We start from the raw sequence: 15775 nt of genomic DNA on the forward strand, positions 1-15775 counted from the left end.
TAGCGCCCCTTTTTACCCGGATGCTTATTTATTCGCCATGATGCCTGAATCAACGTCACCTGTTTTTCCTGCTCACCGCTTCTCCATCGCGCCGATGCTCGACTGGACTGACCGGCATTGCCGCTACTTCCTGCGGCTGCTGTCGCGGCATACGCTGCTGTATACCGAAATGGTGACCACCGGGGCGATTATTCACGGCAAAGGGGACTATCTGGCCTATAGCGAAGAAGAACACCCGGTTGCCCTGCAGCTCGGCGGCAGCGATCCGCAGGCCCTGGCGCAGTGCGCGAAGCTGGCCGAGGCGCGCGGCTATGATGAGATCAATCTCAACGTCGGCTGCCCCTCCGATCGGGTGCAGAACGGGATGTTTGGCGCCTGTCTGATGGGGAATGCCCAGCTGGTGGCCGACTGTATCAAAGCGATGCGCGATGTGGTGTCGATCCCGGTCACGGTGAAGACCCGTATCGGCATCGACGACCAGGATAGCTATGAATTCCTTTGCGATTTCATTGAGACGGTCTCCGGCAAGGGCGAATGTGAGATGTTTATTATTCACGCCCGCAAAGCCTGGCTCTCCGGTCTGAGCCCGAAAGAGAACCGCGAGATCCCGCCGCTGGATTACCCCCGCGTCTGGCAGCTGAAGCGCGACTTCCCCCATCTGACGATGGCGATTAACGGCGGCATCAAATCGCTGGATGAAGTCAGAGCACAGCTTGAGCATATGGATGGGGTGATGGTCGGGCGTGAGGCCTATCAGAATCCGGGCATTCTGGCTTCGGTCGACCGGGAGATTTTCGGCGTCGCCGGTGCGGATGCCGATCCCGTGGCCGTCGTGCGGGCCATGTACCCGTATATTGAGCGCGAGCTCAGCAAGGGTACTTATCTGGGCCATATCACCCGTCATATGCTGGGACTGTTTCAGGGTATCCCGGGCGCCCGGCAGTGGCGTCGCTACCTGAGCGAGAATGCGCATAAAGCCGGCGCCGACATTGCGGTGCTGGAGCAGGCCCTGAAGCTGGTGGCCGATAAGCGTTAGTTTCTCACCAAAACCTGGTGAAATTGACCACGCCTCGCACACCATTGCGGGGCGTTTTCTTTTAAATTCAATTATTTATTGTTGGCATGTTTTTTGTAATACCTGCAGAGCGACATATTAATGACTGTGGGGAGAGAGCCATGCTGGAACTGTTATTTGTCATCGGATTTTTTGTCATGCTGCTGGTCACCGGCGTATCGCTGTTGGGGATTATCGCCGCCATCGTGGTGGCTACGGCGCTGATGTTCGTCGGCGGTTTGTTTGCTTTAATGATTAAATTGCTGCCGTGGCTGCTGTTGGCGGTGGTGGTGGTGTGGGTTATTCGGGCACTGAAAACCCCGGACGGAAACGCTTTTCGCGACAATAACCGTTGGCGTTACTAAGGTATTGAGGGGTATGTCACAACCTGAACAATTTTGCACAGAACCGCGTAGGCATTACTGCGCAAATCTGTCACTATTAGCGCGTTAACGAATTCATCGCGCTGTACCCTACATACAGCCGAACTAAAAAAAAGTAAGGGCTTCCCAGGTGGAAGCCCTAAACTTTTGTGCCTTTGTTCGCTTACGGCAGCAGCAGACTCGATCCCTGTGTCACCCGGCTTTCCAGAACTTCATGCGCCCGTCGCGCTTCGGTCAGCGGATAGGTCTGACTCTCGGGCACGTCCACTTTAATCACGCCGCTGGCGATCAGCGAAAACAGCTCACTGCAGGCTTCCGCCAGCTCTTCCCGGTTGGTGATATAGCCCTGCAGCGATGGGCGGGTGACGTACAGAGAACCTTTCTGGTTCAGGATCCCCAGATTAACGCCGGTTACCGGGCCGGAGGAGTTGCCAAAGCTGACCATCAGGCCGCGGCGTTGCAGACAGTCCAGAGAGGCTTCCCAGGTATCTTTCCCTACCGAGTCATAGACCACGGCGACTTTCTTACCGTCGGTGAGCGCTTTGAGCCGCTCCGCGATAGGTTCTTCGCGATAGTTAATCACCTGCCAGGCGCCCGCCGCTTTGGCGCGCTGCGCCTTCTGCGCGCTGCCGACGGTGCCGATAAGTTTCGCCCCCAGCGCTTTCGCCCACTGACAGGCTATCAGCCCCACGCCGCCGGCGGCTGCGTGAAACAGGAACATCTCATCAGGCTTAATTTCATAGGTTTTGCGCAGCAGATACCAGACCGTTAATCCCTTGAGGAATGACGCGGCGGCCTGTTCGAAAGAGATGGCGTCCGGGAGGACCGCCGCTTTGTCGGCCAGCACATTGTGCACCGTGCTGTAGGCGCCGAGCGCCGACTGGGCGTACACCACCCGATCGCCTACCTTAATGTGCGATACCCCATGGCCAACTTTACTGACGACGCCGGCCGCTTCGGTGCCGAGGCCGCTCGGCAGCGACGGCGGCGGATAGAGGCCGCCACGAACATAGGTGTCGATATAATTGATACCGATGGCTTTGTTTTCGACCTGAATTTCATGCTCAGCGGGATCGCGGGGCGTGAATTCAACCGCCTGAAGCACCTCCGGCCCCCCGTGTTTTGAAAATTCGATGCGTGTTGCCATGTTCGCTCCTGTGTTGTTCTGAGATTATCCAGTAAGCTTAACAGCCTGCGGAGGCGGCGACGGATTTTCTTACCCGCCTCAGGCCAGTCACGCTGAATGGGTTCTTTAGCGGCAATGGCTTTCTCGCTATACTGTCACGCTCTTTTCCGTATCGGTGAAACGTTAGGCTATGGCAGGAAATAAACCCTTCAACAAACCACAGACAGAAACCCGCGAACGCGATCCGCAGCTCGCCGGGCTGAAAGTCCCGCCGCACTCGATTGAAGCGGAGCAGTCGGTGTTGGGCGGTTTAATGCTGGATAACGAGCGCTGGGACGACGTCGCCGAACGCGTCGTTGCCGACGACTTTTATACCCGTCCGCATCGTCATATCTTTACCGAGATGGCGCGCCTGCAGGAGTCGGGCAGCCCGATTGACCTGATCACCCTTGCGGAGTCGCTGGAGCGTCAGGGACAGCTGGACAGCGTAGGCGGCTTCGCCTATCTGGCTGAACTGTCCAAAAATACCCCCAGCGCGGCAAACATCAGCGCCTATGCCGACATCGTGCGCGAACGCGCGGTCGTGCGCGAGATGATCTCGGTGGCCAATGAGATCGCCGAGGCCGGCTTCGACCCGCAGGGGCGAACCAGCGAAGATCTGCTCGACCTCGCCGAGTCCCGCGTCTTTAAAATCGCTGAAAGCCGGGCCAATAAAGACGAAGGGCCGAAAAACATCGCCGATGTCCTCGACGCCACCGTCGCCCGTATCGAACAGCTGTTCCAGCAGCCCCACGACGGCGTTACCGGGGTCAACACCGGCTACGACGACCTCAACAAAAAGACCGCCGGCCTGCAGCCGTCGGATCTGATTATCGTCGCCGCCCGTCCGTCGATGGGTAAAACGACCTTCGCCATGAACCTCGTGGAAAACGCAGCGATGCTGCAGGACAAGCCGGTACTCATCTTCAGTCTCGAGATGCCCTCGGAACAGATCATGATGCGTTCTCTGGCCTCGCTGTCGCGGGTCGATCAGACCCGCATTCGTACCGGTCAGCTGGACGACGAAGACTGGGCGCGGATCTCCGGCACCATGGGCATTCTGCTGGAAAAACGTAACATCTATATCGATGACTCCTCCGGCCTGACGCCGACGGAAGTGCGTTCCCGCGCGCGGCGTATCGCTCGCGAGCACGGCGGCATCGGGCTGATTATGATCGACTACCTGCAGCTGATGCGCGTGCCGTCGCTCTCCGACAACCGTACCCTTGAGATCGCCGAAATCTCCCGCTCGCTGAAGGCGCTGGCCAAAGAGCTGCAGGTGCCGGTGGTGGCGCTGTCGCAGCTGAACCGCTCGCTGGAGCAACGTGCCGATAAACGCCCGGTCAACTCCGACCTGCGTGAGTCCGGCTCTATCGAACAGGATGCCGACTTAATCATGTTCATTTACCGTGATGAGGTCTATCACGAGAACAGCGATCTGAAGGGCATCGCGGAAATTATCATTGGTAAACAACGTAACGGCCCGATCGGCACCGTGCGACTGACCTTCAACGGCCAGTGGTCGCGTTTCGATAATTATGCTGGCCCTCAGTATGATGATGAGTAATCCTTCCTCCTTCTTTAATTAAGGAATTCAAATGCAAGCGGCAACTGTAGTTATCAACCGCCGCGCTCTGCGACACAACCTGCAACGTCTGCGTGAACTGGCGCCTGCCAGCAAACTGGTTGCGGTGGTGAAAGCGAACGCCTACGGACACGGTCTTCTTGAGACCGCGCGAACGCTGACCGACGCCGACGCTTTTGGCGTCGCCCGCCTGGAAGAGGCGCTGCGCCTGCGAGCGGGGGGGATCGCCCAGCCGATCCTCCTGCTGGAAGGCTTTTTTGCGGCGGAAGACCTGGCGGTGATCGCCGCTCAGCGTCTGCATACGGCGGTGCATAGCCCCGAACAGCTGGCGGCGCTGGAGCAAGCCGACCTCCCCGAGCCGGTGACCGTGTGGATGAAACTGGATACCGGTATGCATCGCTTAGGGGTGCGCCCGGAGGAAGCTGAGGCGTTTTATCAGCGTCTGAGCCAGTGCAAAAACGTCCGCCAGCCGGTCAACGTGGTGAGCCACTTCGCCCGCGCCGATGAACCGACCTGCGGCGCCACCGAACGGCAGCTGGATATCTTCACCACCTTTACCGAAGGCAAGCCGGGATGGCGCTCTATTGCCGCCTCGGGCGGCATCCTGCTGTGGCCGCAGTCGCATTATGACTGGGTGCGTCCGGGCATTATCCTGTATGGCGTGTCGCCGCTGGACGATCGCTCCACCGGGAAAGATTTTGGCTGTCAGCCGGTGATGACCCTGACGTCCAGCCTGATTGCCGTGCGCGAGCATAAAGCAGGAGAGCCCGTCGGCTACGGCGGCACCTGGGTCAGCGAACGCGACACTCGGCTCGGCGTGGTCGCGATGGGCTATGGCGACGGTTATCCGCGCGCCGCGCCGTCGGGCACCCCAGTGCTGGTCAATGGCCGCGAAGTGCCGATTGTCGGCCGGGTGGCGATGGATATGATCTGTGTTGACCTCGGCCCGCAGGCCGAGGATAGAGCCGGCGATGCGGTGGTGCTGTGGGGAGAGGGACTCCCGGTAGAGCGCATCGCCGAGATAACGAAAGTGAGCGCTTACGAACTTATTACGCGACTGACCTCCCGCGTCGCCATGAAATACCTCGACTGAGCCTCGTTCGTACCGGATAGCTCAGACGCTGGTCCGGTACGCAATCGGTATAGCCGCAGACAAAAAAGCGGTTTATACCGCTGCGCAGTCACTTTCCCCTCAACATCCTCTCGACCTGCCGTCATATCCGGTTTATTGTGTAAGAACCTGCCCTATGTAAACCTGGAGATACATCGCGTGTTTCAAAAAGTTGACGCCTGCGCCGGCGACCCAATTCTTTCTCTGATGGAACGCTTCAAAGAAGACCCGCGAAGCGACAAAGTCAACCTGAGTATCGGGCTGTATTACAACGATGACGGCATTATCCCGCAGCTGCAGGCGGTGGCGGAAGCGGAAGCGCGCCTGAACGCCGAGCCGCACGGCGCCTCGCTGTATCTGCCGATGGAAGGGCTGAGCGGCTACCGCCAGGCGATTGCCCCGCTGCTGTTTGGCGCAGAGCATACCGCGCTTAAGCAAAACCGCATCGCCTCCATTCAGACGGTCGGCGGTTCGGGCGCGCTGAAGGTCGGGGCCGACTTCCTCAAACGCTACTTTCCTGAGTCTCATGTCTGGGTCAGTGACCCGACCTGGGAAAACCACATCGCCATATTTGAAGGGGCTGGCTTCGAAGTAAGTACTTACCCCTGGTTTGATAAAGCCACCAACGGCGTGCGCTTTGAAGCGCTGCTGGCGACGCTGCAAACGCTGCCGGCGCGCGACATTGTGCTGCTGCACCCCTGCTGCCACAACCCGACCGGCGCCGACCTGACGCCGGAACAGTGGGATCGTGTGGTGGAGATCCTGAAAGCGCGTCAGCTGATCCCGTTCCTCGACATTGCCTACCAGGGCTTTGGCGCAGGGCTGGAAGAGGATGCCTACGCCATTCGCGCCATCGCCAGCGCCGGGATGCCGATGCTGGTCAGCAACTCTTTCTCCAAAATTTTCTCCCTGTACGGGGAGCGCGTCGGCGGCCTGTCGGTGGTCTGTGAAGACAGTGAAACCGCAGGCCGCGTGCTGGGCCAGCTGAAGGCCACCGTGCGCCGCAACTACTCCAGCCCGCCGAGCTTTGGCGCGCAGGTGGTGGCGACGGTGCTGAACGATGCCGGGCTGAAAGCCACCTGGCAGGCGGAAGTGGACGCCATGCGCGCGCATATCCTGACCATGCGTCAGGCGCTGGTCGACGCGCTGCAGCAGGTTGCTCCGGGCAGCAAAGTGGATTATCTGCTCAAGCAGCGCGGGATGTTCAGCTACACCGGCTTCAGCGCGGCGCAGGTGGATCGCCTGCGCGACGAGTTTGGCGTCTACCTGATTGCCAGCGGGCGTATGTGCGTGGCGGGGTTAAACTCACGTAATGTTCAGCAGGTAGCGAAAGCCTTTGCCGCGGTAATGTAAGCCGCTCTCCAGCAGGTTGTCTCTGCCGGTCAACGGGCAGGGGCAACCCCCTCTGATTGTGATCATCCTCTTTTTCTATGACATCTGCGCGAAAAAGGCTTTTCATCCCTGCCGCCTGCGGGTAAGGTCGGGACGTTACTAAGCATGCACATTATTGAAAACAATAATGATTGATAGATTTAGGGATAAATATGCGCAAACTTACTCTCGCCCTTGCGGCGGCCTCTCTCCTGTTCACGCTGAACAGCGCCGTCGTGGCGCGCGCCTCCACGCCGCAGCCGCTGTGGGTCGGTACCAACGTGGCCCAGCTGGCCGAGCAGGCGCCGATCCACTGGGTTTCGGTGGCGCAAATTGAGAACAGCCTGCTGGGGCGCCCGCCGATGGCCGTCGGTTTTGATATCGATGACACCGTCCTCTTCTCCAGTCCCGGTTTCTGGCGCGGGCAAAAAACCTTCTCCCCCGGCAGTGAGGATTACCTGAAAAACCCGCAGTTCTGGGAAAAAATGAACAACGGCTGGGACGAATTCAGCATGCCAAAAGAGGTGGCGCGCCAGCTGATTGCCATGCATGTGAAGCGTGGCGACAGCATCTGGTTCGTCACCGGCCGCAGCCAGACCAAAACAGAAACCGTTTCTAAAACCCTGCAGGATGATTTCCTCATCCCGGCCGCCAATATGAACCCGGTAATTTTCGCTGGCGATAAGCCGGGTCAGAACACCAAGACCCAGTGGCTGCAGGCGAAGCAGATAAAGGTTTTCTATGGCGACTCGGATAACGACATTACCGCTGCCCGCGAGGCGGGCGCCCGCGGGATCCGCGTGCTGCGCGCCGCCAACTCCTCCTACAAGCCGCTGCCGATGGCCGGCGCGCTGGGCGAAGAAGTGATCGTCAATTCCGAATACTGATGGGCGCCTGAACGGGATAAACGGCAGCGGTGACGCTGCCGTTTTTTTATGCAAAATCCGGGGTGGAAGGTTTTACCTTTTCACGTATTGCTGCACACTTAGAGGGATTCATTCGCAAAAAGGAGTCGATGATGTGGTATCAGCAAACCCTGACGCTTGGGCCTAAATCTCGTGGTTTTCATCTGGTCACCGACGAAATCCTCGGCCAGATCCGCGGGCTGTCCGGGGTGAAGGTCGGCCTGCTACACCTCCTGCTCCAGCATACTTCCGCTTCCCTGACGCTCAACGAAAACTGCGATCCCACCGTCCGGTATGACATGGAGCAGTATTTTCTTAACGCCGTGCCGGACAATGCGCCGTACGAACATGATTATGAAGGCCCTGACGATATGCCGTCGCACATCAAATCATCGATGCTTGGCGTGTCGCTGATGCTGCCGGTCGAGGACGGACGCGTCAGGCTGGGGACCTGGCAGGGCATCTGGCTGGGGGAGCATCGGATACACGGCGGTTCGCGGCACATCGTTGCGACGCTCATGGGGGAATAAAAGATGACAATTTCGGAGTTATTGCAGTACTGCATGGCGAAGCCGGGAGCAGAGCAGAGCGTCCACAGCGACTGGAAAGCCACGCAGATTAAGGTCTCGGACGTGCTGTTTGCCATGGTGAAGGAGGTCGAAGACCAGCGGCCGGCGGTTGCGTTGAAGGCGAGTCCGGAGCTGGCGGAGCTCCTGAGGCAGCAGCATCGCGACGTCCGGCCCAGCCAGCATCTCAATAAAGCGCACTGGAGCACCGTCTTTCTGGATGGCTCGCTGCCGGATTCGCAAATCTACTACCTGGTCGATGCGTCTTATCAGCAGGCGGTGAAAATGCTGCCGGAGCCGGTCCGGCAGCAGCTTTCTCGCTAATTATTTTAGCATCGGCTTCAGGAAGCGCGCGGTGTGCGAGGCTTCGCACTCGGCGACGGTTTCCGGGGTACCGGAAACCAGAATTTCGCCGCCGCCGCTGCCGCCTTCCGGGCCGAGATCGACAATCCAGTCGGCCGTTTTTATCACGTCGAGGTTGTGCTCAATCACCACGATGGTATTGCCCTGATCGCGCAGCTGGTGCAGCACTTCCAGCAGCTGCTGGATATCGGCGAAGTGCAGACCGGTGGTCGGCTCATCGAGGATATACAGCGTCTGGCCGGTACCGCGCTTGGACAGCTCGCGCGCCAGCTTGACGCGCTGCGCCTCGCCGCCGGACAGGGTCGTCGCCGACTGGCCGAGACGGATATAGGTCAGACCCACGTCCATCAGGGTTTGCAGTTTACGCGCCAGCGCCGGTACGGCATCAAAGAATTCGCGCGCTTCTTCGATAGTCATATCCAGCACTTCGTGGATGGTTTTGCCTTTGTACTTAATCTCCAGCGTTTCGCGGTTATAGCGTTTGCCTTTGCACTGGTCGCACGGTACGTAGATATCCGGCAGGAAGTGCATCTCGACTTTGATCACGCCGTCGCCCTGGCAGGCTTCACAGCGGCCGCCGCGCACGTTAAAGCTGAAGCGGCCCGGCGTGTAGCCACGCGAACGTGATTCAGGTACGCCGGCAAACAGTTCACGGACCGGAGTAAAGACGCCGGTGTAGGTGGCCGGGTTGGAGCGCGGCGTACGGCCGATTGGACTCTGGTCGATGTCGATCACTTTATCGAAATGTTCCAGACCCTGTACATCGCGGTACGGCGCCGGTTCCGCAATGGTGGCACCGTTGAGCTGGCGCTGGGCAATCGGGAACAGCGTGTCGTTGATCAGCGTGGATTTACCCGACCCTGAAACGCCGGTAATACAGGTGAAGAGCCCCACCGGCAGCGTCAGCGTTACGTCTTTCAGGTTGTTACCGCGCGCGCCGGTCAGTTTGAGGACTTTCTCCGGATCGGCGGGCACGCGCTGCTTCGGCACTTCAATTTTGCGCTTGCCGCTCATGAACTGGCCGGTCAGGGATTCCGGGACGGCCATAATGGCCTCCAGCGGCCCTTCCGCCACCACCTGGCCGCCGTGGACCCCGGCCCCAGGGCCGATATCGATCACATGGTCGGCGGCGCGAATGGCGTCTTCGTCATGCTCAACGACGATCACCGTGTTGCCTAAATTACGCAGGTGGATCAGGGTCCCGAGCAGGCGCTCGTTATCGCGCTGGTGCAGGCCGATGGAGGGCTCATCCAGGACGTACATCACGCCAACCAGTCCGGCGCCAATCTGGCTCGCCAGACGGATACGCTGGGCCTCGCCGCCGGAGAGCGTTTCCGCCGAACGGGAGAGCGTCAGGTAGTTGAGGCCGACGTTGACGAGGAACTTCAGGCGATCGCCAATCTCTTTCAGCACTTTTTCGGCGATTTTCGCCCGCTGGCCGGAGAGTTTCAGATTGTTGAAGAAGTCCATCGCGTGGCCGATGCTCATATCGGAAATGGTCGGCAGTGGGGTGTTTTCCACAAACACGTGGCGCGCCTCGCGGCGCAGACGCGTACCGTCGCAGCTGGCGCACGGGCGATTGCTGATGAACTTCGCCAGCTCTTCGCGCACCGCGCTGGATTCCGTCTCTTTGTAGCGGCGCTCCATGTTATGCAGCACGCCTTCGAACGGATGGCGGCGTACCGAGGTGTCGCCGCGGTCGTTCATGTATTTGAATTCAATATTCTCTTTACCGGAACCGTACAGGACCACTTTCTGCACGCTGGCGCTGAGAGTGCCCCACGGCGCTTCGACGTCGAACTTGTAGTGCTCCGCCAGCGACTTCAGCATCTGGAAGTAGTAGAAGTTACGTCGATCCCAGCCGCGGATGGCGCCGCCCGCCAGCGACAGCTCCGGATTTTGCACCACGCGATCGGGGTCGAAATATTGCTGCACGCCGAGGCCGTCGCAGGTCGGGCAGGCGCCCGCCGGGTTGTTGAAGGAGAACAGGCGCGGCTCCAGCTCGCGCATGCTGTAGCCGCAGATCGGGCAGGCGAAGTTGGCGGAAAACAGCAGTTCTTCCGCTTTCTCATCATCCATATTGGCCACGATGGCGGTACCGCCGGAGAGCTCCAGCGCGGTTTCAAACGACTCGGCCAGACGTTGCGCCAGATCGTCGCGGACCTTGAAGCGGTCAATTACCACCTCGATGGTGTGTTTCTTCTGCAGCTCCAGCTTCGGCGGATCCGAGAGATCGCAGACTTCGCCGTCGATCCGTGCGCGGATATAGCCCTGGCTGGCGAGGTTTTCCAGGGTTTTGGTGTGCTCGCCCTTACGCTCTTTAATAATGGGCGCCAGCAGCATCAGACGCAGGCCTTCCGGCTGGGCGAGGACGTTATCGACCATCTGGCTGACGGTCTGCGCCGCCAGCGGCACGTCGTGGTCCGGACAGCGCGGCTCGCCGACGCGGGCGTACAGCAGACGCAGGTAGTCGTGAATTTCGGTAATAGTACCCACCGTCGAGCGGGGGTTGTGAGAGGTTGATTTCTGTTCGATGGAAATCGCCGGCGACAGCCCTTCGATATGGTCGACGTCCGGCTTCTCCATCAGCGACAGGAACTGTCGCGCATAGGCGGAGAGCGATTCGACGTAGCGACGCTGGCCTTCGGCATACAGGGTGTCGAAAGCGAGTGAAGATTTGCCAGACCCGGAAAGCCCGGTGACGACAATGAGTTTGTCGCGCGGGATAACGAGGTTGATGTTTTTGAGATTATGGGTGCGGGCGCCCCGAACTTCGATCTTATCCATTCACCTTTCCCGGTAGGTAGATACACGGATTGCCTGGTTTGCTTGAAGGACAAACGGCAGAAACGGCTAATTATGACACAATTTAACCTGTCTGGATATACAGTATTGGAATGGCGCTGCGGGAAGCGTGTGAAAATTTGCATAGCGGCGGCATGTTTTCTGGAATTGGCTTAGCAGCTATCAAATTGTCCCTTTGTGGTGTTAGAATTCCCGGTTTACACTTATACAAAACGTATTATTCAGGAGATTCGATCATGGCCAGCAGAGGCGTAAACAAGGTGATTCTCGTCGGTAATCTGGGGCAGGACCCGGAAGTACGCTACATGCCAAGTGGCGGCGCAGTCGCCAACTTCACGCTGGCAACTTCCGAATCCTGGCGTGACAAGCAGACCGGCGAAATGAAAGAGCAGACTGAATGGCACCGCGTTGTGCTGTTCGGCAAACTGGCGGAAGTCGCTGGTGAGTACCTGCGTAAAGGCTCTCAGGTGTACATTGAAGGCCAGCTGCGTACCCGCAAGTGGACCGATCAATCCGGTCAGGACAAATACACCACTGAAGTGGTGGTGAACGTTGGCGGCACCATGCAGATGCTGGGCGGCCGTCAGGGCGGCGGCGCACCGGCAGGCGGCGGCCAGCAGCAGGGCGGTTGGGGTCAGCCTCAGCAGCCGCAGGGCGGCAACCAGTTCAGCGGCGGCGCGCAGTCCCGTCCGCAGCAGCAGGCTCCGGCAGCGCCTTCCAACGAACCGCCGATGGACTTCGACGACGATATCCCGTTCTGAAGATGACCTTAGAGTTATCTGTAAAGAATGTAAACATAGACCCCTGTTAATTCAGGGGTTTTTCGTTTCTAGCGCCAAGAAAAGTGTCTTGTATAAATTGGTGATTTTTCACATATAGTCTACCTTGTAATTGTGTACTATTTATGGGTGTGAGTGCATGGAAAAGAACTACAGAGTTACAACATTTGTCATGGATAGTGGCGAGCGCTATTGCATGGTAGTGGATCGTGCTTCTGGCCTTCCCATGTATTACCCAACTTTGTTTTTAACAACCCAAATCCGCAATAAAGGCAATGCCTTCTCAACGACGCTAGCTGCTGCTAACAACCTAGTCTTGTTGTTACGCTTTCTAGAGAGTCGTGACATTAACCTTGAAGAACGGTTATTGACCAAAGATTTCTTCAAGCCACATGAGATGGACGATCTGCGAGACTTTGCTCAGCGCAAGCAAGGCAGGATGCCATCAAAGGCGCTCTCCAATCCTTGGCTGGATGATGAGTTGGCCAATATCGTGGATAACGGAACACAACATTCCCGCCTAACAACGTTTGCCAACTATTTACGCTGGTATGCTATGCATCTCTTAAAGATGCCTGAGCTGGATGTTGGCGAACAGATCAAGACTATGGCGACGCAAATAAAGGTGCGCCGACCGTCTAAAAAGAGCAGAAACAGTACATTGCAAGACAGGTCTTTGAGTGACGTTCAATTGGATGTGCTATTTGAGACGATCAAGCTCGATTCAGAGTGGAATCCTTTTTCAATTGATGTGCAGCGCCGCAATCGGCTGATGATCTTGCTTCTGTATCATCTGGGCATCCGAGGTGGTGAATTATTGAACATCAGAATACAGGACATAGATTTTAGCTCTAACAGGATCCGTATCGTTAGGCGAGCAGATGAACGAGCTGATTCTAGAACCAATGAGCCTAATGCCAAAACCAGAGAACGGCTCATACCGTTGGCTGAATCCTTAGCTCAAGAACTGCACAGTTATATCACCAAAGATCGCCGCAAAGTCCAAAATGCAAAGAAAAATGACTACCTGTTTGTGACTTACAAGCGTGGGCCAACTGTCGGAAACCCTATCTCCAAGGCGGGTTATCACAAAATATTTTCCTTGGTCAAAGATGTATCGCCGCAATTGTACACAGTGACTGGACACTCGCTCCGCCACACATGGAATCGTAAGTTTTCAGAAAGAATGGATGCCATGGATGAGCCAGTCAGCGAAGAACGACAAGAGCAAATCCGTGCGTACTTACAAGGTTGGAAACCGGGCTCAGGAACCGCAGCGACTTACAACAAGCGTTTCATTCAGCAAAAAGGTTTTGAGGCCGCCTTGGCTTTACAAGAGGGAAATGGCACTCGCTTACCAAAGGACATGAAGATTGATGATGAATAACATCTTACCAGCATTGCCTACCGAGAAAATACCTGCAAAATCAAATGGATACTTTTTCACGTTGCATGAAGCTATGTGGAGATTAGATAAAAACAACAATATTTCGGTTGGTATGATACATGACCTTCTGGATCCTGAGACTCTGAGTGGGTTTCTTCATACCCTGTCATTTTATGCCAGGAACGGCTTTGTTGAATAAATCGAACTTTTGCTGAGTTGAAGGATCAGATCACGCATCCTCCCGACAACACAGACCATTCCGTGGCAAAGCAAAAGTTCAGAATCACCAACTGGTCCACCTACAACAAAGCTCTCATCAACCGTGGCTCCCTCACTTTCTGGCTGGATGATGAGGCCATTCAGGCCTGGTATGAGTCGGCAACGCCTTCATCACGAGGAAGGCCCCAGCGCTATTCTGATCTCGCCATCACCACCGTTCTGGTGATTAAACGCGTATTCCGGCTGACCCTGCGGGCTGCGCAGGGTTTTATTGATTCCATTTTTGCCCTGATGAACGTTCCGTTGCGCTGCCCGGATTACACCAGTGTCAGTAAGCGGGCAAAGTCGGTTAATGTCAGTTTCAAAACGTCCACCCGGGGTGAAATCGCACACCTGGTGATTGATTCCACCGGGCTGAAGGTCTTTGGTGAAGGCGAATGGAAAGTCAGAAAGCACGGCAAAGAGCGCCGTCGTATCTGGCGAAAGTTGCATCTTGCTGTTGACAGCAACACACATGAAGTTGTCTGTGCAGACCTGTCGCTGAATAACGTCACGGACTCAGAAGCCTTCCCGGGCCTTATCCGGCAGACTCACAGAAAAATCAGGGCAGCCGCGGCAGACGGGGCTTACGATACCCGGCTCTGTCACGATGAACTGCGCCGCAAAAAAATCAGCGCGCTTATTCCTCCCCGAAAAGGAGCAGGTTACTGGCCCGGTGAGTACGCAGACCGCAACCGTGCCGTTGCTAATCAGCGGCTGAGCGGAAGCAATGCACGGTGGAAATGGACAACGGAATATAACCGTCGCTCGATAGCGGAAACGGCAATGTACAGAATGAAGCAGTTGTTGGGAGATTCACTGACGCTGCGTGACTACGATGGTCAGGTATCGGAAGCTATGGCCATGGTGCGTGCGTTGAACAGGATGACAAAGGCCGGGATGCCAGAAAGCGTGCGTATTGCCTGAAAATCCAGCCAGCTACAGGGTCGTTCGCACGAAATCTTATTTATTCAACAAAGCCGCCAGGAACCTGTCCGCGGCATACACGAGACATATTTTCCTGTGTTTTTTAGACATGATTCGTGCAACTAAAGCTACTCGTATTGACGATATCATGTTGATTGGATATAGGTCTTCTTTGGATGCGGCTCATGAGCATGAGTTAGCCTGCGTTAGTGTTTTACTGCGAAAGTGGCACAAGCTGGGCTATCCCGGTGTTAGCAAGAACGTGGCGTGTTTGCTGGAGGGATGGAGGTTAAAGGGGGGGCGTAAGGGGGATGCGGTTAAGCGATTGGATCCTCTAAAGGGGCCGTTGACGGATAATGAACTTCAAGCGTTTAACGAGGCGGTTGTACGAGCTTATGAAAAGAGCTTAATTACCATCGCGGAGTTGGCTATGGCTCTTAGCGTCAGTCATACAGGGCGTCGTTCAATCCAGATCTCTCAGCTGCGCGTGGTTGATATTCTCTGCGGAGAAAATGAAAAGGGTGAACCCTTCTATGTGTTGAATGTGCCGCGAGCCAAGCAACGTAACAGCTTTTTTCGCGAAAGCTTCAAGCCCTATGCGATGACTCTCGAACTATGGGCAGTCCTGAGTGCTCAGGCAAGGAATGCTGTTACTCTGGTTGAGAATCGTCTCGGGATTGAATTGCAGGAAGCTGACCGGCAGCAGATCCCTCTGTTTCCTGATCTTGATGTGCTAGCGACCATCCAATCCCCTTATGAATTCTACCAACTGCTTGCCACTGACAAACTCCACATCGCCGCTTCAGTGATAACTAAAACACTCCATTTAATCGTAGAAGAATCAGATATCCGGTCAGAACGTACTGGTGATCTATTGCATATCAATTCTCGCCGCTTTCGGTATACCACGGGCACACGGGCTGCCCGTGAAGGTTTTGGCGAGTTGGTAATAGCGGAACTGCTTGACCATACGGACACCCAAAACGCAGGTGTTTATATCAAGAATGGCTTTGTTGAATAAATCAGATTTCGGGTAAGTCTCCCCCGTAGCGGGTTGTGTTTTCAGGCAATACGCACGCTTTCAGGCATACCTGCTTTCGTCATTTTGTTCAGCGC

At 56.5% G+C, this 15775-nt stretch carries 15 protein-coding genes; 13 read left to right on the forward strand and 2 right to left on the reverse strand.

The window, feature by feature from the left end; all coding sequences use genetic code 11:
- Positions 1-37: 37 nt before the first annotated feature.
- Positions 38-1036, forward strand: coding sequence for a tRNA dihydrouridine(20/20a) synthase DusA (gene dusA / locus AC6CWS_RS23320; RefSeq protein ID WP_072199093.1), 999 nt, complete (start codon positions 38-40; stop codon positions 1034-1036).
- 140 nt (positions 1037-1176) lie between these two features.
- On the forward strand, positions 1177-1419 hold the full coding sequence (pspG, locus tag AC6CWS_RS23325; RefSeq protein WP_004206297.1) for an envelope stress response protein PspG: 243 nt from the start codon (positions 1177-1179) through the stop codon (positions 1417-1419).
- Between the two features lie 181 nt (positions 1420-1600).
- On the opposite strand, the gene AC6CWS_RS23330 is transcribed toward pspG, so the two are convergent.
- Positions 1601-2584, reverse strand: coding sequence for a quinone oxidoreductase (locus AC6CWS_RS23330; RefSeq protein WP_023291630.1), 984 nt, complete (start codon positions 2582-2584; stop codon positions 1601-1603).
- Positions 2585-2753: 169 nt separating this feature from the next.
- On the opposite strand from AC6CWS_RS23330, the gene dnaB reads away from it, so the two are divergent.
- The 6 genes from dnaB to AC6CWS_RS23360 all read left to right on the forward strand — a co-directional run bounded on the left by dnaB (position 2754) and on the right by AC6CWS_RS23360 (position 8464).
- Positions 2754-4169, forward strand: a complete 1416-nt coding sequence (dnaB, locus tag AC6CWS_RS23335) for a replicative DNA helicase (protein ID WP_002884942.1) — start codon at positions 2754-2756, stop codon at positions 4167-4169.
- A gap of 31 nt (positions 4170-4200) precedes the next feature.
- On the forward strand, positions 4201-5280 hold the full coding sequence (gene alr / locus AC6CWS_RS23340; protein ID WP_080901803.1) for an alanine racemase: 1080 nt from the start codon (positions 4201-4203) through the stop codon (positions 5278-5280).
- 177 nt (positions 5281-5457) lie between these two features.
- Positions 5458-6651 carry an aromatic amino acid transaminase gene (tyrB, locus tag AC6CWS_RS23345; RefSeq protein WP_498256443.1) on the forward strand — a complete coding sequence of 398 codons (1194 nt, stop codon included), beginning with the start codon at positions 5458-5460 and terminating at the stop codon, positions 6649-6651.
- 191 nt (positions 6652-6842) lie between these two features.
- Entirely contained in the window at positions 6843-7556 is a 714-nt protein-coding gene (aphA, locus tag AC6CWS_RS23350) for an acid phosphatase AphA (RefSeq protein WP_004151745.1), read from the forward strand.
- A 131-nt stretch (positions 7557-7687) separates the two neighbouring features.
- Positions 7688-8104, forward strand: a complete 417-nt coding sequence (locus AC6CWS_RS23355) for a secondary thiamine-phosphate synthase enzyme YjbQ (RefSeq protein WP_004206303.1) — start codon at positions 7688-7690, stop codon at positions 8102-8104.
- A gap of 3 nt (positions 8105-8107) precedes the next feature.
- Positions 8108-8464, forward strand: a complete 357-nt coding sequence (locus AC6CWS_RS23360) for an MmcQ/YjbR family DNA-binding protein (protein ID WP_004206305.1) — start codon at positions 8108-8110, stop codon at positions 8462-8464.
- Here AC6CWS_RS23360 and uvrA read toward each other — a convergent pair whose 3' ends face one another.
- A complete protein-coding gene (gene uvrA, locus AC6CWS_RS23365; protein ID WP_080901802.1) occupies positions 8465-11290 on the reverse strand; it encodes an excinuclease ABC subunit UvrA in 2826 nt (941 codons plus the stop codon).
- A 254-nt stretch (positions 11291-11544) separates the two neighbouring features.
- Here uvrA and ssb1 point away from each other — a divergent pair, with 254 nt between their 5' ends.
- From ssb1 to AC6CWS_RS23390, 5 genes are all read left to right on the forward strand, one after another.
- A complete protein-coding gene (gene ssb1 / locus AC6CWS_RS23370; RefSeq protein ID WP_004151744.1) occupies positions 11545-12069 on the forward strand; it encodes a single-stranded DNA-binding protein SSB1 in 525 nt (174 codons plus the stop codon).
- A gap of 157 nt (positions 12070-12226) precedes the next feature.
- Positions 12227-13474, forward strand: a complete 1248-nt coding sequence (locus AC6CWS_RS23375) for a tyrosine-type recombinase/integrase (protein WP_032142157.1) — start codon at positions 12227-12229, stop codon at positions 13472-13474.
- On the forward strand, positions 13464-13673 hold the full coding sequence (locus AC6CWS_RS23380) for a hypothetical protein (RefSeq protein ID WP_498256444.1): 210 nt from the start codon (positions 13464-13466) through the stop codon (positions 13671-13673). The genes AC6CWS_RS23375 and AC6CWS_RS23380 overlap by 11 nt, the downstream gene beginning before the upstream one ends.
- 17 nt (positions 13674-13690) lie before the next feature.
- Positions 13691-14659, forward strand: a complete 969-nt coding sequence (locus AC6CWS_RS23385; RefSeq protein WP_072202995.1) for an IS5 family transposase — start codon at positions 13691-13693, stop codon at positions 14657-14659.
- Entirely contained in the window at positions 14652-15680 is a 1029-nt protein-coding gene (locus tag AC6CWS_RS23390; protein WP_498256445.1) for a site-specific integrase, read from the forward strand. The genes AC6CWS_RS23385 and AC6CWS_RS23390 overlap by 8 nt, the downstream gene beginning before the upstream one ends.
- The last annotated feature ends 95 nt before the right edge of the window (positions 15681-15775 follow it).

Source organism: Klebsiella sp. M041 (genome assembly GCF_059759695.1).